Consider the following 18,178-nt stretch of genomic DNA (forward strand, 5'->3'; position numbering starts at 1 on the left):
AGCGTCGTGATGTCCGGGGATGCGGGCAGCGGCGTGTCTGCGGTTAACGGCTCAGCGGACGTAGACGCCTTTGCCCGCTAAGCCGTTAATGCAGCTTAGTCCCAGCGCTGAGCCGCCTGGTGGTCGCTGTCGCGGGCATCCACCCAGCGATCGCCCTGCTCTGTCGCTTCTCGCTTCCAGAACGGCGCGCGGGTTTTCAGGTAATCCATAATGAACTCTGCAGCGGAAAAGGCGCTGCCACGATGGGCACTGGTCACGCCCACCAGCACGATTTCATCGCCGGGAAACAGTTCGCCCACGCGATGGATCACCGTGACGCGCTGCAGCGGCCAGCGTTCGCGCGCCGCATCAACAATCTCCTGTAGCGCTTTTTCGGTCATGCCGGGATAGTGCTCCAGCGTCAGTGCCGCGACGTCGTTGCCCAGATTGTGGTTACGGACTTTGCCGGTAAAGGTCACTACCGCACCATCTTCATCACAGGCCGCCAGCCAGCGATACGCTTCCGCCATATCAAAGGGCGCGGGACCGACGCGAATCTGCGTTTCCATCTTAGCCTCCGGTCACGGGCGGGAAAAAGGCCACTTCATCACCGGCGTGCAGCGGATGACTCATCGGCACCAGCGTCTGATTCACCGCCGCCAGCAGCTTGCCCGACTCGAGCGCCAGCGCCCAGCGGTCATCGCGATCTGCCAGCGCACTGCGCAGCGCGGCCACATCCGGATAATCAGCACCGACCTCAAGCGATGAGGTGCCGGTCAGCTCACGGACCTGGGCGAAAAACAGCACCTTAATCATGCGCGACCGCCTGGAAATCGCCGCTTTTGCCACCGCTCTTGCTGATTAAGCGCAGCTGATCGATAACGATATCTTTCTGTACCGCTTTGCACATGTCATAGATGGTGAGCGCGGCAACCGATGCGGCCGTCAGCGCTTCCATCTCCACGCCGGTTTTGCCGGTCAGGCGACAGAGCGTGGTGATGCGGACCCGGCAGTGGTCCGGTTCAGCCTCCAGGTTCACTTCCACTTTGCTCAGCATCAGCGGATGACAGAGCGGAATCAGTTCCCAGGTGCGTTTCGCCGCCTGAATACCGGCGATGCGCGCGGTGGCAAAGACATCCCCTTTGTGGTGGCTGCCTTCAATAATCATCTGCAGCGTTTCCGGCTGCATCAGCACCAGCACTTCTGCCCGCGCTTCGCGCACGGTTTCCGCCTTGGCGGAGACATCCACCATGTGCGCTTCGCCCGCGGCGTTTATGTGTGTGAGTTGAGACATACTTACCGTTTCTTGAGATGTGAGACAAAATTACAGGGCGCGGTTCGCGCATCAAGCTGGTCAGCGATAATGCGTTCCCAGGCGGTGCGGCAGGCGCTGGTGGAACCCGGCACGGCCAGGATCAGCGTCTGATTAGCCAGACCGGCAATCGCGCGAGACTGCAATGTCGAACCGCCAATCTCTTCATAGGAGATCATCCGGAACAGTTCGCCAAATCCATCAATCTCGCGGTCGAACAGCGGCAGGAGTGCTTCCGGCGTGCTGTTTTTCAGGTTAAAGCCGGTTCCGCCATTAATAATCACGACCTGAACATCTTCACTGGCGATCCAGCGCGACACGGTGGCGCGAATACGATAAAGATTATCCGGCACGATGGCGTGATCGACCACCTCATGCCCCGCTTCGGCTGCGGCTTCGCGCAGATAGTCGCCGGAGGTATCGTCACTGGCATCGCGACGATCTGACACTGTCATCACCGCAATCTGCACTGCCTGAAATTCGCTGGCTGGTTTACCCATACTGCCTCCTGAAATTAGCCGCCAATGTAAGAGAGATTCTGTGTGATGCCGGTGTTGCCCTGATGCAGAAAGTGCGTCTGCTTTTTCTGCCCCAGACTGCTGGCAATACGCGCCTGCAGTTCGGCCTGCTGGTCGTCTGACGCCAGCAGATCGCGCAGCGGCACACCGCCGTCACCAAACAGGCAAAGGTGCAGATTACCGTGCGCCGAAACGCGCAGACGGTTGCAGCTGGCACAGAAATCTTTGGCGTAGGGCATGATCAGACCAATCTCGCCGACATAATCGGGATGGTAAAAGACCTGCGCCGGGCCGTCGCTGCGTCCGCTCTCACGACGCTGCCAGCCCTGGGCGATCAGCTGATCGCGGATGACCATGCCGGAAACATGCTGATCGCGGAACAGCGTGCCGCCGTCGCCGGTCTCCATCAGTTCGATAAAGCGCAGCTGAATCGGACGGGTACGGATCCAGTCGAGGAACGTGGCCAGATTACGGCTGTTGAGATCGCGCATCAGCACGCTGTTGACTTTGACCTGGCGAAAACCGGCGTCGAGGGCAGCATCAATACCGCTCATGACCTGATGGAATTTATCCTGACCGGTAATGGCGTGAAACTGACGGGCATCCAGGCTGTCGACGCTGACGTTGAGTGCGGTTAACCCCGCGTCACGCCACTGTTTCACGTCACGCGCCAGCCGGTAGCCATTGGTGGTTACCGCGATCTGGCGAATGGAGGCGTTTTCGCGCACTGCCGCGATGATGTCGGTAAAATCGCGGCGCAGCGACGGCTCACCGCCGGTCAGCCGCACTTTTTCTGTTCCGGCAGCGGCAAAGGCCCGCGTGACGCGGCGGATTTCATCCAGCGAGAGAAAGCTTTTGTTACGAATTCCCTGCGGTTTGTAGCCGTCAGGAAGACAGTAGGTACAGCGGAAATTACAGACATCCGTGACCGACAGGCGCAGGTAATAGAACTTACGCGCGTATGCATCAGTAAATTGTGACACCAGAACACCTTTCCAGATTGGGAGATGCAGTCATTTCTTCCTGCACCCTGGCAGCTCGATGGCTACGGCCTGAACCCCCTATCCGCAGACGTAGGCATTCAGGCTTGAGTGTACGCTGACCCGTTGATCAGCGCGGTAAGCATGATGGTAGCGTGATTTTCGTCACTCTTCCATTTGCTGTTTTCGCTATATATTCTTATACATATCGAATTTTCACCGCATTTTCGCGACAGGATACGTTAAAATGCGATCCAGATTTTGACGTAAGTCATCCGCGCGGGCTTAGCGATTAGAGCCTCGCCACGCGAACGGATATTAAGGAGAAGTATGAATCGCACACTGGCCGATCTTGATCGCGTTGTGGCACTGGGAGGCGGACACGGTTTAGGCCGCGTCATGTCTGCCCTTTCCCCGCTGGGCTCGCGTCTCACCGGCATCGTCACCACCACCGACAACGGCGGATCAACCGGCCGTATTCGTCGCTCAGAAGGCGGCATCGCCTGGGGCGATATGCGTAACTGCCTTAACCAGCTGATTGCAGAACCCAGCGTCGCCTCGGCGATGTTTGAGTACCGTTTTGCCGGTAATGGCGAACTGGCCGGACACAACCTGGGTAATCTGATGCTGCGGGCGCTGGATCATCTCAGCGTTCGTCCGCTGGAAGCGATCAACATTATCCGTAACCTGCTGAAGGTCGACGCCTTTTTAATCCCGATGTCGGAGCAGCCGGTGGATCTGGTGGCGATGGATGTTGAAGGCAACATGGTTTATGGCGAAACCGCAATTGACGAGATGAAGCAGCCGCCGCAGGAGCTGATGCTGCATCCCAACGTCCAGCCAACGCGGGAAGCGCTGCAGGCGGTTGGTGAAGCGGATCTGATCCTGATTGGACCCGGCAGCTTTTACACCAGTCTGATGCCGATTCTGCTGATGGAAGAGATGGCGCAGGCCTTGCGTCGCACGCCTGCCACTATGGTGTTTATCGGCAATCTGGGCCGCGAGCTGAGTCCTGCCGCCGCCAGTCTCTCAGTGGCTGATAAGCTGCAGATGATGGAGCGTTATATCGGCAAGCGGGTGATTGATGCGCTGGTCGTCAGCCCGGCGGTGGACACCCGTGGCATTGAAAACCGGCTGATTGTCCGTGAACCGCTGGAGGCCGCCGATATCCAATATCGTCACGACCGCCAGCTGTTACGGGTGGCACTGGAACATGCCATTCAGGGCTTTAACGGCGCTACGAGGCCGCAATAAACAGCGTTCGCAGTTCATGCAGCTGATCGCGTACGTTGGCCGCCTGTTCGAACTCCAGGTTCTGAGCATGCTGCTGCATCTGCCCTTCCAGTTCGTGGATCTTCTTCTGAAGAGCCTGCGGCGTTAACAGCTGGAAATCGGCCAGCGCCTGGGCTTCGCCAGGACGGGCGGGTTTCGCTTTGCCGCGGGTTTTCACCACATTTTTGCCCAGTTCCAGAATATCGGTGATCTTCTTATTCAGGCCCTGCGGCACGATGCCATTCTCTTCGTTGTGCAGCTGCTGTTTCTCACGGCGGCGCTCGGTCTCTTCAATGGCGCGCGCCATCGACGGCGTGATTTTATCGCCATAGAGAATCGCCTTACCGTTGATGTTACGCGCCGCACGGCCAATGGTCTGAATCAGCGAGCGTTCGGAGCGCAGGAAGCCCTCTTTATCCGCATCGAGAATCGCCACCAGCGACACTTCCGGCATATCCAGCCCCTCACGCAGTAAGTTAATGCCCACCAGCACATCAAACTCGCCCAGACGTAAGTCGCGGATAATCTCCATACGCTCTACCGTGTCGATATCGGAGTGCAGATAACGCACCTTCTCACCATGCTCAGACAGATATTCGGTGAGGTCTTCCGCCATGCGTTTGGTCAGCACCGTCACCAGTACACGTTCGTTGATCGCCACGCGCTGACGGATTTCTGACAGCAGATCGTCGACCTGGGTACCGACCGGACGCACTTCGATGATCGGATCCAGCAGACCGGTAGGACGCACCACCTGATCGATCACTTCGTCGCCCGACTTTTCCAGCTCATATTTGCCCGGCGTCGCCGAAACATAGATGGTCTGCGGGGCCAGCGCCTCAAACTCTTCAAACTTCATCGGACGGTTATCCAGCGCCGACGGCAGGCGGAAGCCGTACTCCACCAGCGTCTCTTTACGCGCCCGGTCGCCTTTGTACATGCCGCCAATCTGCGGAATGGTCACGTGCGACTCATCCACCACCAGCAGGCCATCGGCGGGCAGATAGTCAAACAGCGTCGGCGGCGCTTCGCCCGGTCCGCGTGCGGAGAGGTAGCGTGAGTAGTTCTCAATGCCAGAGCAGTAACCCAGCTCACTCATCATCTCCAGGTCAAACTGGGTACGCTGGGTAATGCGCTGCTCTTCCAGCAGCTTATTGTTCTCCAGCAGCACCCGGCGGCGGTCCGCCAGCTCAACTTTGATATCTTCCATCGCCTGCAGAATACGCTCACGCGGCGTGACGTAGTGCGTCTTGGGGTAGATGGTAAAGCGCGGCACGACCGAATCGATCTGGCCGGTCAGCGGGTCAAACAGCGACAGACGCTCAACCTCTTCATCAAACAGCTCGACGCGCAGCGCAATATCGTCCGACTCCGCCGGGAAGATATCGATCACTTCGCCGCGCACCCGGAAGGTGCCGCGCTGGAACGCCTGGTCGTTGCGGGTGTACTGCAGCTCTGACAGACGGCGCAGAATACTGCGCTGATCGATAATCATGCCGCGGGTCAGGTGGAGCATCATTTTCAGATAGAGATCGGGATCGCCCAGACCGTAGATAGCCGAAACCGATGCCACCACAATGACATCGCGCCGTTCCAGCAGCGCCTTGGTGGCCGACAGACGCATCTGTTCGATATGTTCGTTCACCGACGCATCCTTTTCGATAAAGGTGTCGGAGCTCGGCACATAGGCTTCAGGCTGGTAGTAGTCGTAGTAAGAGACGAAAAACTCGACGGCGTTATCCGGGAAAAACTCTTTCATCTCGCCATAGAGCTGGGCGGCCAGCGTCTTGTTGGGCGCCAGCACCATGGTCGGACGGTTGAGGTCGGCAATCACGTTGGCGACGGTAAACGTTTTACCAGAGCCGGTTACGCCTAATAAGGTCTGATGGGCCAGTCCATCCTCCAGCCCCTCTTCCAGGCGACGTATCGCCTCAGGCTGGTCGCCCGAAGGTTTAAAGGCGGAGTTCAATTTAAAGGCTTTGCTCATGAATGCAGTTCCTGCTGGAGAAGTCGGCGGGCAGGCACTTATTTTACTCTGCTATGGTGATTTTGCCAGAAAATAATACTGGATATAAAAACAGTATTGATGCAATGTTAACGCCAGCAGGATGGCACCTGATGTCCCCGCAGGCTGGCAGCGTTATCGCTCAGCATGTTGCGCAATGTTATCCCCAGGCAGGGATCTGATTTAACATTTGTCAATAGAGTGTCACAAAATTACAGTACGGTTACCTGACAGATAATTCTCAGGCTTGTTTTTTGATAAACAACTGATTTTACTGATATAAGGCTATGAGGCCAGATTCTCGTCATTATGTTACCAGGCCGCGTATTTCCTCGCTTCCAACTGGTTTTCATTACCTAATGCACAAGGTTATCCACAGGAATGGTGGATAAGTGATGGCAGCCCCGACGCCATCAGCTGTGTATAATTTTTCCCTGCCTTCTCACTACCGTGAAAATAATTTTTTTTGCGTTAAATTTCGCGTCGCCTGCTGACGGATTATTCTGCAATTTTAATCTGTCACCGGGTGTCGTACGCAAATTTGCACGCCTCATACTAAGATTCTTAATCGGACTTCCTGCCACGTTACAGTACGTCTGCACCAGAAACAGCGCTCCAGGGCACTGCAAAAGTGCATGCGCGTGGTCACCGTGGGGAATTGATAAGTTTTTCTCACCTTTCATCCCTGATACGTGGCGCTGCAGCAGGAAACAGGGCCGTTTTTAGATCTGGCCTGGGAATTGCAGGAGTCAGTGGCGTCACCGCGCGAAACGCGCACTGTGCTGCAATGGCGAGGCTGCCGTTGCTGATGACTTGTTTGCCAGACGACAGAGCGCGGAAGCAATCAGGCTAACGATCGGGAAGGAGAGTGTCAGATGCTGAGTTTACGTTCGGTAAATCAATTTTACGGTCAAAACCATATTCTGTGGGATGTGGACCTGGATCTGTCGCCTGGCACCTGCACCGGCATTCTGGGCCGTCCTGGCATGGGTAAAACCACCCTGGTGAACTGCATCATGGGCAGATTGCCGATTAACAGCGGCTCTATCTCCTGGAAAGAGGATGGCTCGCCGCCGGAAGATCTGCTGCTGCAACCGGCTGAACAGCGGGCGCAGATGGGGATTGGCTATGTGCCGCAGGGCCGCCATATTTTTACCCAGATGAGCGTGGAAGATAATCTGCTGATTGCCCTGCTGGCGGGTGCCAGCCAGCGCGACCGCCATCGCGCCATTCCTGAAATGGTGTTCGACCTCTTCCCGGCGCTCTACTCACTGCGCCAGCAGCGCAGCGGCGATCTGCCGATCGATCAGCAGCAACAGCTGGCCCTGGCGCGCGCGCTGGTGCTGCAGCCCAAACTGCTGATTCTGGATGAGCCGACCGACGGGATGTCGCCGTGGCTGGAAGAGGAGATGGGCAATCTGATCCGTCGGCTTAACCTCGACTACGGACTGACCATCCTGCTGCTGGAGCAGCGCCTGTCGCTGATCCGTCGCGTGGCGGACTATTTCCTGCTGCTGCACCGCGGCCGCAATGTGGCGCAGGGCAGCATGGAACAGCTCGATGACCACACCGTCGATAAATGGCTGACGGTAGCCTGATATTCAGCGCCTGCCCCACTAGGCGTAAGTGTTGCAGGCAGGCTGGAGACGGAGCGCGCGGAACCACCGGAGCGTGTGCACAGCGCGTGAGGATGGTGAGCACTGCCCGGATTCAGCACGACAAATAAAATAGCCAGGCCAGGCGGTTACTCCGGCAGCGTCAGGTATTGACCACAGGATGCCTGCTGCGCCGCATCGGTGAGAAACGGGATGGTGCCCAGACAGGGCGCAGGCAGTCGATTTTTCAGGCTGGTGAGATACTCCTGATAGCGTTTACCCGGGGGTTCGACGGTGTTGGCGATCCAGCCCACCAGCGGCAGGCCGCTTGCCCGGACCGCGTCAGCGGTGAGCATGGCGTGATTGATGCAGCCGAGCTTAATCCCTACCACCAGAATCACGGGCAGCTTTTCGCTGACCACCCAGTCCGCATAAGTGTGCGTCTCCGACAATGGGGTATACCAGCCGCCCGCGCCCTCTACCAGAATCCAGTCTGCCAGCGGTTGCAGCGCCGCCAGACCCGCCGACAGCGCCAGATGGGTGATCGGCCTGCCCTCTTCGGCGCTGACGATGTGCGGCGAAGTCGGCTCAAGAAACGCCAGCGGATTGACCTGCTGATAGGTTAACGGCACGCTGCTGTAGCGCTGCAGCGCCAGCGCATCGCTGTTACGGATGCCCTCTGGCGTCATCTCACAGCCTGAGGCAACCGGCTTATAGCCCGCACAGCGATAGCCCGCTGCGGCTGCCGCCTGCAGCAGCCCGCCGCTGGCCACGGTTTTACCGACCTCGGTGTCGGTGCCAGTGATAAACAGGCGTTTCATGATGCACTTACTCCATAGATTAAATGGTAACTCAGGCGATAGCCGTGCCGATCGCGCGGCCAGTGCGCCTCTAACTGGTTGAGCCGTTGTCGGGTTAATACCTGCCCGTCACGCCCCTGATGCAGATGGGTCGCGCCAATCCCCTTCAGGGAGCGCATGGCGCTGAGCGCATCGGGAAAATGCAGGGTCACCACCTCTGAGGTACAGCGCAGCTGCTCTGCGTGGCAGGCCGCCGCAATCTGCGGCTCGCTGAGAAAGCGGTTGGCGTGAGGCAGCGCATCCAGATGGGACCAGGCTTCATGAATCTCCTGCAGCGAACCGTCGCCCAGAGTGGAAAACAGCAGCGTGCCATCGGGCCGCAGCACCCGCCGGAACTGGCTCAGCGCGCCGGGCAGATCCTCGCTCCACTGCACCGCCAGGTTGCTCCACACCAGATCAATCGTGTTATCCGCCAGCGGCAGCGCGTCGATATCACCGGCCAGATAGTGCTGCGCCGCGTCATTGTCCCGCGCCTGTTGCAGCATCTGCGGAGAGAGATCCAGAGCCGTTACCTGTTTGCCACGTTCGCGCCACAGCCTGCTGTACCAGCCGGTGCCACAACCGGCATCCAGCAGTTGCAGACCGCTCTGTGCGGGCGCCTGTGCCAGCAGGGCATCGCCGCTGAGGCGTTGCAGCGCCGCATGGGCATCGTAATGGCTGGCCGCCCGGCCAAAGGCGCGTGCCACCGCCTGCTTGTCAACCCGCAGCGTCATGCAGCGCCTCCAGTAACCGGTCAATATCCTCAGGATGATGAGCCGCGGTCAGAGTGATGCGCAGCCGGGCCGTCCCCTGCGGCACGGTCGGTGGCCGGATCGCGCTGACCCAGCAGCCCGCTTCAGCCAGCCGCTGAGAGAGCGCCATCGCATCACCATTTTCACCCACCAGCAGCGGCTGAATCGCGCTGCCGGAGTCCATCAGTTGCCACGGCAGCGAGGCCGCACCGCGCCGGAAATGCCCGATGTTCTGCTGCAGTTGCTGGCGCAGGGCATCGCCCTGCTGAACTTCACGCAGCGACGCCTGCAGCGCGCTCGCCTGCGCCGCGGGCATCGCGGTGGAGTAGATCAGATGTCGGCTGAACTGCAGGAAATAGTCGGCGGTGGCTGCGTCACACAGCAGCGCGGCACCGCTGACGCCAAAGGCTTTGCCAAAGGTGACCACCAGCAGTTCCGGTTTAACGCCCTGCTGCCAGCAGCTGCCGCGCCCCTGCTCACCCACCACGCCGATGCCGTGTGCATCATCCACCAGCAGCCAGCCCTCTGCCTGTCGCGTCTGTTGCGCCAGGGCGGCCAGCGGCGCACTGTCGCCATCCATGCTGAAAATACCTTCCGTCACCACCAGCGTTTCGCCCTCGCAGGGAGAGGCGAGCCGGGCTGCCAGGCTCTCCGGCGCGTTGTGATGGAAACGTCGTAGCTGTGCCGGACTATGGCTGGCGGCGTCGAGCAGCGAGGCGTGGCTGAGTTTATCGGCCAGGATGCGATCGTTTTTCTCGCCCAGCAGATGAATGACCGCCTGATTGGCCGCAAAGCCAGAGATAAACAGCAGCGCACGGTCGTAGCCGAGCCAGTCGGCCAGCTGCGCCTCAAGATCGGCGTGCTGACGGTGATAACCGGTGACATGCCCCGAGGCACCCGCACCTGCGCCCGCCTGCGCCGCGCCCTGTTGCCAGCCCGCAATCACCGCCGGATGCTGGGTTAAGCCGAGATAATCATTGCTGGAGAAGTGGAGATAGCTGCGGCCGCCGCTGTGCAGCGTGCGGGTGGATTGCTGATCGATCACCCGTCGCTGCCGCCAGCCATCGGCCGCCCGGCGCTGCGTCAGCGCCTGACGGATACGTTGCTGCCAGCCCATTACAGCGCCGCGTTGTAGAACTGTTCAGTGTCGGCATGGAATAGCTGCTCGCTGAGTTGCTGCTCCTGCTGCTGATCGCCGTGCTGCGTGTGAGTATGCTCCGGGTTAAGACCCAGTTTGCGGAACAGCACGCGGTCTTTATCCTCTTCCGGATTCGGCGTGGTCAGCAGTTTGCAGCCGTAGAAAATCGAGTTCGCCCCGGCCATAAAACACATCGCCTGGGTCTGCTCACTCATCTGCTCACGGCCCGCTGAGAGGCGCACATGCGAGGTCGGCATCATGATGCGCGCCACCGCGATGGTGCGGATAAAATCGAACGGTTCCACATCATCGTTATCTGCCAGCGGCGTGCCTTTGACCTTCACCAGCATATTGATCGGTACGCTCTCCGGCGGCGTTGGCAGATTGGCTAACTGCACCAGCAGACCGGCGCGGTCGTTAACGGTTTCGCCCAGGCCGACAATGCCACCCGAACAGACTTTGATGCCGGCGTCGCGCACTTTGCCCAGCGTATCCAGACGTTCCTGATAGCTGCGGGTGGTGATGATGGAGCCGTAGAATTCCGGTGAGGTGTCGAGGTTATGGTTGTAGAAATCGAGACCTGCGCCCGCCAGTCGCTGCGCCTGGTGGTCGCTGAGCGTGCCCAGCGTCATGCAGGTTTCCATTCCCATCGCCTTCACGCCTTCCACCATCTTCTCCAGATAGGGCATATCGCGCTCGTGCGGATTTTTCCACGCGGCACCCATGCAGAAACGGGTTGAACCGGCGGCTTTGGCCTGACGCGCTGAGGTCAGCACCTCTTCCACTTCCATCAGCCGCTCCGACTCCAGGCCGGTCTTGTAGCGCGCGCTCTGCGGGCAGTATTTACAATCTTCCGGACAGGCGCCGGTTTTAATCGACAGCAGGGTACTGACCTGCACCTGGCGTGGATCGAAGTGCTGCCGATGCACCTGCTGCGCTTTAAACATCAGTTCAAGAAAAGGTTGATCAAACAGCGCTTGCGCCTGTGCAATTGTCCAGCGTTGAGCCATTACTTACTCCAAAAAGGGTGTCATCCCGACGAAAAGCAGGGTTATACTTGTAAACTATATTTTTTTATTTTGGTTTACAACTCCGATGACTATCCCCGTTTTCTCCTCAGACGATGCCCGCTTTGACCGCCAGCATATCTGGCATCCCTACACCTCGATGCAGGATCCGCTGCCCTGCTACCCGGTGGTCGCCGCACAGGGTTTTCAGCTGCAACTGGCCGATGGCCGTGAGCTGGTGGATGGGATGTCCTCGTGGTGGGCGGCGATCCACGGTTACAACCATCCGCGCCTGAATCGGGCGCTGACAGAGCAGGTCACCCAGATGTCGCACGTGATGTTTGGCGGCATTACCCATCCGGCGGCGGTGGCGCTCTGCCGTCAGCTGGTGGCGATGACGCCTGAGGCGCTGGAGTGCGTCTTCCTGGCCGATTCTGGCTCGGTGGCGGTGGAAGTGTCGATGAAGATGGCGCTGCAGTACTGGCTGGGGCGTGGCGAGACGCGTCAGCAGTTCCTGACGCTGAAACGCGGCTATCACGGCGATACCTTTGCAGCGATGTCGGTGTGCGACCCCGAGAACTCGATGCACAGCCTGTGGCGCGGCTATCTGCCCGAGCATCACTTTGCGGCGGCCCCGGCCTGCGGCTTTGATGATGAATGGCACCAGCCTGATTTCGATGATTTTGCCAGGCTGATAGAACAGCATCACCGGCAACTGGCAGCCGTCATTCTGGAGCCGATTGTTCAGGGTGCGGGCGGCATGCGTTTCTACCATCCGCGCTATCTGCAGCAGGTACGGGAAGCCTGTGATCGCTATGGCGTGCTGTTGATTGCGGATGAGATCGCCACCGGCTTTGGCCGTACCGGCAAACTCTTTGCCTGCGAGCATGCGGGCATTACCCCGGATATTCTCTGCGTCGGCAAAGCGCTGACCGGTGGCATGATGACGCTGGCGGCGACCCTGACTACCCGCGAGGTCGCGGACACCATCAGCCGCAGCGCGGCGGGCTGCTTTATGCATGGCCCGACCTTTATGGGCAATCCGCTGGCCTGCGCGGTCGCGGCGGAGAGCCTGACCATGCTGGCGGAAGGTCACTGGCAGCGCCAGGTGGCGGCGATCGAACAGCAGTTACGGGCTGAGCTGCTGCCACTGCGCAGTTCACCGCAGGTGGCCGATGTGCGCGTGCTGGGCGCGATTGGCGTAGTGGAAACCCATCAGGCGGTAAATATGGCGGCGCTGCAGCAGTTCTTTGTTGAACAGGGCGTCTGGATCCGGCCTTTTGGCCGGCTGATCTACCTGATGCCACCCTACATCATCACGCCGCAGGCGCTGAGCAGGCTGGTGCAGGCGATTGGCGGCGCGCTGGAGCATTCTCAACATTTTGCCGCCTGAAGCGGGCTGACCGCTGGCACTGGCGACACTTTTAGTTATGATGACAGGCTATTCATCGACAATTAAGGAGATGTGATGCGCGTTTTTAGTCAGGATTTTAATGACGGCGAGAAGATGCCTGAAAAGCATGTTTTCAACGGCATGGGTTATCAGGGCGAGAACATCTCTCCCCACCTTGCCTGGGAAGCGGCGCCGGAAGGCACCAAAAGTTTTGTGGTGACCTGCTACGATCCTGATGCCCCGACCGGTTCCGGCTGGTGGCACTGGGTGGTAGCGAATATTCCGGCCAGCACGACGTCACTGCCGCAGGGTGCCGGTTCCGGCAAAGCGTCACTGCCAGCAGGCGCAATCCAGACCCGTACCGATTTCGGTCAGGCGGGTTACGGTGGCGCGGCGCCGCCACAGGGCGAAACCCATCGCTACATTTTCACCGTACATGCGCTGGATGTGGAGACAATTGAAGTAGATGAAGGCGCCAGTGGCGCAATGGTCGGCTTTAATGTGCATTTCCACGCACTGGCGAGCGCCTCGCTGACCGTGAATTATCAGTAATTCATCACGCCAGACTACTGGCAAACCCAAGGCTGGGTGACCTGGCAGCAACGTATTAGCTCAAAACGCAGGGAACGGCGTCAGAAGAGGAAAGCGTCCCACGCCATGGATGGCGGGGGCAGAGCGTGCCATGGATGGCGGTTTTTGCGTCTTTTCGATCTGACGCCGTTCCCTGTGTCTGCTCGATCTTACAGCTGGGCTGTGGCAGACTTCGTCAACTATCTCATACCTCTCCCTGACAGGAGAGGCGTTTTTCGTAGCGGGTTACGCCTGTAACTGATGAATCACAACCCACATCGGGCCCTGCCCCACCGCATAACGTCCCAGCGGCTTTAACAGCCCTTTCGGTTCGGTAATCGCATAAACTTCGATGTGATGAGATTTCTGTCCCGCCGCCACCAGATAGCGTCCGCTGTGATCGATATTAAATCCGCGCGGCTGCGTTTCCGTCGGCTGGAACCCTTCCAGGGTCAGCTCATCGCCCAGGTCGCTGACGCTGAAGACCGCCAGCGTGCTGCTGGTGCGATCGCAGGCATAGAGGAAACGGCCATCCGGCGTCAGATGAATATCGGCTGCCCAGCGCGTACCGCTGAAATCAGGCGGCATCATATCCAGCGTCTGCACGCTTTCTGCTTCGCCTTCGCCCGTATTTAATGCCCACACCTCAACCGTGCTGTCGAGCTCGTTCACGCAGTAAGCGTACTGGCCGCCCGGATGGAACTGCATATGACGCGGGCCAGCGCCTTCTACCGTCGTGACCTGAGCCTGTTTACGCGGCGTCAGCTGACCGTCTTCGCCCAGCTTAAACAGACAGATACGGTCCTGCTTCAGAGCCGGCACGTAGAGCGTCTTGTTGTCATTATCGATGTTGGCCGAGTGACAGCCATCCAGTCCGCTGATCACCTGCAGCGGGGCCTGCGGAATGCCGTCATCGCCAATCGGGCTGACGCTGACGCAGGCATCATTGTAGGAGCCGCAGAACAGGAACCTGCCCTGGCGATCGGTGGAAATGTGAGTCGGACTGCCGGGCAACGGCGCCTGACCCGCTTCGGTCAGCGTGCCATCGGCGGCAATGCGAAACGCCAGCACGCGGAAATTGGGACGCACACCGACATAGAGAAAATCGCGGTTCGGACTCACCACCATCGGCTGAACCTGGCCGGCGACATCGGTCACCTGAAGCAACGTCAGCCCGCCCTCATCATTCATCTGCCAGACGTGGATCTGCTGGCTCTCGGGACTGGCGGTGTAGACAACTTGTTTCATGCATTCTCCTTTTTTACTGCCTGATCATGATCTGTGAATCACTGTAGCCTGTTTTATTGCCCTGCGCTGGGATCATTTGTGCCCTGTTTTTTGTCTCCAGGCCGTGGTGAGGTGTAGACTTCAGCACCTGCAAACCAGGAAAAACGAGAGGATTAATGAACTACCGTGTAATTGCCCTCGACCTCGACGGCACGCTGCTGACCCCAGCCAAAACGATTCTGCCGCAGTCAATCGAAGCGCTAAATCAGGCACGCCAGGCGGGCGTTCATGTCGCTATCGTGACCGGACGCCATCACTGCGCTATCCACCCTTTTTATCAGGCGTTACAGCTGGATACACCCGCAATCTGCTGTAATGGCACCTATTTGTATGATTACCAGGCGAAAAAGGTGCTGGCGTCCGATCCCCTCGACACGCAGCTGGCGTTGCAGGTGATTGAGATGCTGAATCAGCAGCAGATTCACGGGTTGCTCTACGTGGATGATGCGATGCTCTATCAGACCCCGACCGGCCACGTGATGCGCACCCTGAAGTGGGCCGAATCGCTGCCCGCCCACCAGCGTCCACTGTTCCGCCAGGTGCCCGACCTGGCCCAGGCGGCACGCGACGCCGGTTCGATCTGGAAGTTTGCCCTGTCGCACAACAACATCCCGGAACTGCAGCAGTTCGCCACCAGGGTGGAAGCGGAACTGGGACTGGCCTGCGAATGGTCGTGGCACGATCAGGTGGATATCGCCAAAGGCGGCAACAGCAAAGGCAAACGACTGGCGCAGTGGGTTGAATCACTGGGGCTAAGTATGTCCGATGTGATCGCGTTCGGTGATAACTATAACGATCTCAGCATGCTGGAAACGGCCGGACTGGGCGTGGCGATGGGTAATGCCGATGAGGCGATCAAAGCGCGGGCGAAAATGGTGATCGGCACCAACCTTGAAACCGGTATTGCCGATACCCTCTATCAGTACGTGTTGTAATCAGGGCGTCACCGAGACGCTTTTGATCTGGGCATAAAGCCACTGATCCGGCCGGATGCCCAGCTCATCCCGCGCCCACGGCGTGATGCGCGCCCAGAGTTCGCTGATGCCGATGCGCAGCTTTACCTCAACCTGGTCCCCGACCTCCAGCAATTCCACCACCTGTGCCGGTAAAATGTTGCGGATGGAGCTGTGTTGCGGCGGTTGCAGCGCCAGCGAGACATCGGCCGAGGCAATGCGAATACGCAGCGGAGTTTTAACCGGCTGATTCACCCGGCTGACCCAGATGTGCTGATCGCCCAGCGACAGCGCGGTCATCGGATAGTCGGGATGCTGCTCCAGCACCTGCACCCGCAGCACGCTGGTCAGTTCACTCACCGGCAGCCAGGGCCGCATCGCGCTGCTGCTCCAGACCCGCTCCAGCGGACCAAAGGCTTTGACCTTGCCCGCATCCAGCACCAGCACGTTATCAGCCAGCTGCAGGATCTCCTCCAGACTGTGCGAAACGTAGAGCATCGGAATATCGACCTGCTTCGCCAGCTTTTGCAGATAGGGCATCAGTTCACGTTTGCGTGGCAGATCCAGTGACGCCAGCGGCTCATCCAGCAGCAGCATATTCGGTGCGGTCAGCAGCGCACGGCCAATCGCGACCCGCTGCTTTTCCCCGCCCGACAGCGACAGCGGAAAGCGCGGCAGCAGCGCCTCCAGACCCAGCAGAGAGACCAGACTGTCGAACTGCGCTTTCATCTTAGGTGCCATACCATATTGCAGGTTGCCACGGACCCGATAGTGCGGGAACAGCCGCGCATCCTGGAACACATAACCGATACGCCGTTTTTCCGGCGGCAGCGCAATCTTCTGCTCCGCATCAAACAGCAGACGATCGTGCAGCTGGATCCGTCCTCTCTGCGGCTGAGTCAGCCCGCTGATCGCGTTGATCAGGGAGGTTTTTCCGGCGCCTGACACGCCGAAAATAGCGGTGATCCCTTTGGCCGGGATCTGCAGGTCGACCTCCAGCACGTGATCGCCCTGCTGCTGCATAATGTTGAGTGATAGCATCAGTTTCCCATCCGCTTACGGCCTGCGCGTGCCAGCCATTCCGACGCCAGCAGTGACGCCAGCGCCAGCACGATCGCGATGACGCAGAGCCGTGCCGCCGCCCCTTCCGCACCCGGTGTCTCTATCAGGGTAAACATCGCCAGCGGCAGCGTGCGCGTCTCGCCGGGAATATTGGAAACAAAGGTGATGGTGGCGCCGAACTCGCCCAGCGATCGGGCAAACGCCAGCACCGTGCCAACGATCACGCCCGGCAACGTCAGCGGGAGCGTAATGGTGAAAAAGACCCGCCAGCGTCCGGCGCCCAGCGTGCGCGCCGCCTGCTCCAGCCGGCAATCCACCGCCTCCAGCGCCAGCCGGATGGCACGCACCATCAACGGAAAGGCGATCACGGCAGAGGCCAGTGCGGCACCCCGCCAGCTGAAAGCAAAGCTGAAGCCGAACCAGTCATAAAGCTTTTCGCCTATGATGCCGCGCCGCCCAAGGCTAATCAGCAGCAGATAACCCACCACCACCGGCGGCAGCACCAGCGGCAGGTGGATCAGGCTGTCGAGCAGCGCTTTACCGGGAAAACGGCAGCGCACCAGAATCCAGGCCATCAGGATGCCAAACGGCAGACTGCCTATCACGGCTATGCCAGAGACTTTAAGGCTAAGCAGTACCGCCTGCCATTCGGGATCGCTGAGTATCATTTCGTCGGTGTGAATCCGTAATGTTTAAAGATAGCCGCGGCCTGAGGCCCTTTCAGATAATCATAAAACGCTTTAACGGCAGCGTTGTCGTGATCGTTCACGATCGCCATCGGATATTCTACGGGTTTATGGCTGGTTGCCGGAAAATGCCCGACGACCTGCACTTTGTCGCTGGCGACCGCGTCGGACCCGTAGACAATGCCATAGGGCGTTTCATTACGCTCGACCAGCGCCAGCGCTGCCCGCACATTATTGGCTGGCGCTAACGAAGGCGCAACGCCTTCCCAGGCACCCAGCTTTTGCAGCGCCTCTTTGGCGTAGATGCCCGCAGGAACGTGGTCCGGATCGCCGACTGCCAGACGCTCACCGTGCAGCAAGGTTTTCCAGTCAGTCTGCGGGTCCAGCGTCACCGCTTTCGCGGCGGCACTGCGTGGCGCAATCAATACCAGATCGTTGCCCAGCAGGGTATAGCGGCTACTGGTAATCACACTTTTTTTCGCCACCGCATCATCCATCCACTGCTGATCGGCAGAGATAAAGAGATCGGCAGGAGCACCCTGTTCAATCTGGCGCGCCAGCGTTGAAGAGGAGGCAAATGAAGAGACCACCGTCACCCCCTTTTCCTGCTTGTAACGGCTGGCAATATCCTGCATCGCGTTGGTCAGAGAAGCCGCGGCAAACACAGTGATGCTGTCGGCGGCCACAGCCTGCCCGGCCAGCGAAACGGTGATCAGGGCCGCGACGCCCCAGCGATAGTGTTTAAATGACATGATTTTCTCCGGCTATTCGTTGTGTAGCGGATAATATAGCGCAATGTCAGTGAGGTTCAGTAAATTATCGGCAGGGGG

Annotated in this window: 19 protein-coding genes and 1 riboswitch; of the genes, 5 read left to right on the forward strand and 14 right to left on the reverse strand. The window is 59.1% G+C overall.

Annotation, left to right across the window (positions count from 1 at the left end; translation table 11 throughout):
* Window positions 1–95 precede the first annotated feature (95 nt).
* The 5 genes from moaE to moaA all read right to left on the reverse strand — a co-directional run bounded on the left by moaE (window position 96) and on the right by moaA (window position 2,792).
* On the reverse strand, window positions 96–548 hold the full coding sequence (moaE, locus tag ACX8ZY_RS14035) for a molybdopterin synthase catalytic subunit MoaE (RefSeq protein WP_010260246.1): 453 nt from the start codon (window positions 546–548) through the stop codon (window positions 96–98).
* 1 nt (window position 549) lies between these two features.
* Complete coding sequence (moaD, locus tag ACX8ZY_RS14040; protein WP_033766727.1) at window positions 550–795, reverse strand: molybdopterin synthase sulfur carrier subunit; 246 nt, start codon at window positions 793–795, stop codon at window positions 550–552.
* The gene (moaC, locus tag ACX8ZY_RS14045) at window positions 788–1,273 is read right to left on the reverse strand and encodes a cyclic pyranopterin monophosphate synthase MoaC (RefSeq protein WP_256849406.1); all 486 of its coding nucleotides are present in this window, start codon (window positions 1,271–1,273) and stop codon (window positions 788–790) included. The genes moaD and moaC overlap by 8 nt, the downstream gene beginning before the upstream one ends.
* Before the next feature lie 2 nt (window positions 1,274–1,275).
* Window positions 1,276–1,791: a molybdenum cofactor biosynthesis protein B gene (gene moaB, locus ACX8ZY_RS14050; RefSeq protein ID WP_022626013.1), complete on the reverse strand. Its 516-nt coding sequence runs from the start codon at window positions 1,789–1,791 to the stop codon at window positions 1,276–1,278.
* 14 nt (window positions 1,792–1,805) lie between these two features.
* Entirely contained in the window at window positions 1,806–2,792 is a 987-nt protein-coding gene (gene moaA / locus ACX8ZY_RS14055) for a GTP 3',8-cyclase MoaA (protein WP_022626014.1), read from the reverse strand.
* Window positions 2,782–2,915, reverse strand: a riboswitch (molybdenum cofactor riboswitch). (Overlaps the previous gene by 11 nt.)
* A 204-nt stretch (window positions 2,916–3,119) precedes the next feature.
* Here moaA and ACX8ZY_RS14060 point away from each other — a divergent pair.
* Window positions 3,120–4,043 carry a gluconeogenesis factor YvcK family protein gene (locus ACX8ZY_RS14060; protein WP_010260233.1) on the forward strand — a complete coding sequence of 308 codons (924 nt, stop codon included), beginning with the start codon at window positions 3,120–3,122 and terminating at the stop codon, window positions 4,041–4,043.
* On the opposite strand, the gene uvrB is transcribed toward ACX8ZY_RS14060, so the two are convergent.
* Complete coding sequence (gene uvrB / locus ACX8ZY_RS14065; protein WP_010260230.1) at window positions 4,027–6,048, reverse strand: excinuclease ABC subunit UvrB; 2,022 nt, start codon at window positions 6,046–6,048, stop codon at window positions 4,027–4,029. The genes ACX8ZY_RS14060 and uvrB overlap by 17 nt on opposite strands.
* Before the next feature lie 893 nt (window positions 6,049–6,941).
* Between uvrB and ACX8ZY_RS14070 the strand changes: the two genes are divergently transcribed.
* Window positions 6,942–7,664: an ABC transporter ATP-binding protein gene (locus ACX8ZY_RS14070; RefSeq protein WP_010260222.1), complete on the forward strand. Its 723-nt coding sequence runs from the start codon at window positions 6,942–6,944 to the stop codon at window positions 7,662–7,664.
* 146 nt (window positions 7,665–7,810) lie between these two features.
* On the opposite strand, the gene bioD is transcribed toward ACX8ZY_RS14070, so the two are convergent.
* The 4 genes from bioD to bioB are packed head-to-tail and all read right to left on the reverse strand — an operon-like array spanning window position 7,811 to window position 11,400.
* Window positions 7,811–8,482, reverse strand: a complete 672-nt coding sequence (bioD, locus tag ACX8ZY_RS14075; protein WP_033785485.1) for a dethiobiotin synthase — start codon at window positions 8,480–8,482, stop codon at window positions 7,811–7,813.
* Window positions 8,479–9,234 (reverse strand): malonyl-ACP O-methyltransferase BioC, encoded by a 756-nt coding sequence (gene bioC / locus ACX8ZY_RS14080; RefSeq protein WP_400368389.1) that lies wholly within the window; start codon window positions 9,232–9,234, stop codon window positions 8,479–8,481. Before bioC ends, bioD begins: the two co-directional genes overlap by 4 nt.
* On the reverse strand, window positions 9,218–10,369 hold the full coding sequence (gene bioF, locus ACX8ZY_RS14085) for an 8-amino-7-oxononanoate synthase (protein WP_064689961.1): 1,152 nt from the start codon (window positions 10,367–10,369) through the stop codon (window positions 9,218–9,220). Before bioF ends, bioC begins: the two co-directional genes overlap by 17 nt.
* Window positions 10,369–11,400, reverse strand: a complete 1,032-nt coding sequence (gene bioB / locus ACX8ZY_RS14090; RefSeq protein ID WP_022626019.1) for a biotin synthase BioB — start codon at window positions 11,398–11,400, stop codon at window positions 10,369–10,371. The genes bioF and bioB overlap by 1 nt, the downstream gene beginning before the upstream one ends.
* A gap of 85 nt (window positions 11,401–11,485) precedes the next feature.
* Between bioB and bioA the strand changes: the two genes are divergently transcribed.
* Window positions 11,486–12,790, forward strand: a complete 1,305-nt coding sequence (bioA, locus tag ACX8ZY_RS14095; RefSeq protein ID WP_061704217.1) for an adenosylmethionine--8-amino-7-oxononanoate transaminase — start codon at window positions 11,486–11,488, stop codon at window positions 12,788–12,790.
* A 75-nt stretch (window positions 12,791–12,865) separates the two neighbouring features.
* On the forward strand, window positions 12,866–13,342 hold the full coding sequence (locus ACX8ZY_RS14100; protein WP_013357177.1) for a kinase inhibitor: 477 nt from the start codon (window positions 12,866–12,868) through the stop codon (window positions 13,340–13,342).
* Between the two features lie 264 nt (window positions 13,343–13,606).
* Here ACX8ZY_RS14100 and pgl read toward each other — a convergent pair whose 3' ends face one another.
* Complete coding sequence (pgl, locus tag ACX8ZY_RS14105; RefSeq protein ID WP_022626021.1) at window positions 13,607–14,608, reverse strand: 6-phosphogluconolactonase; 1,002 nt, start codon at window positions 14,606–14,608, stop codon at window positions 13,607–13,609.
* 155 nt (window positions 14,609–14,763) lie between these two features.
* Between pgl and ACX8ZY_RS14110 the strand changes: the two genes are divergently transcribed.
* On the forward strand, window positions 14,764–15,582 hold the full coding sequence (locus tag ACX8ZY_RS14110; RefSeq protein WP_421665051.1) for a pyridoxal phosphatase: 819 nt from the start codon (window positions 14,764–14,766) through the stop codon (window positions 15,580–15,582).
* Here ACX8ZY_RS14110 and modC read toward each other — a convergent pair whose 3' ends face one another.
* From modC to modA, 3 genes are read right to left on the reverse strand one after another with little or no spacing between them, the layout of a single operon-like run.
* The gene (modC, locus tag ACX8ZY_RS14115; RefSeq protein ID WP_258992492.1) at window positions 15,583–16,641 is read right to left on the reverse strand and encodes a molybdenum ABC transporter ATP-binding protein ModC; all 1,059 of its coding nucleotides are present in this window, start codon (window positions 16,639–16,641) and stop codon (window positions 15,583–15,585) included.
* Window positions 16,641–17,330 (reverse strand): molybdate ABC transporter permease subunit, encoded by a 690-nt coding sequence (modB, locus tag ACX8ZY_RS14120; RefSeq protein ID WP_010669664.1) that lies wholly within the window; start codon window positions 17,328–17,330, stop codon window positions 16,641–16,643. Before modB ends, modC begins: the two co-directional genes overlap by 1 nt.
* Complete coding sequence (modA, locus tag ACX8ZY_RS14125; RefSeq protein WP_158131912.1) at window positions 17,327–18,100, reverse strand: molybdate ABC transporter substrate-binding protein; 774 nt, start codon at window positions 18,098–18,100, stop codon at window positions 17,327–17,329. Before modA ends, modB begins: the two co-directional genes overlap by 4 nt.
* Between the last annotated feature and the right edge of the window lie 78 nt (window positions 18,101–18,178).

Source organism: Pantoea sp. XAF26B01_ASV70, from assembly GCF_054512635.1.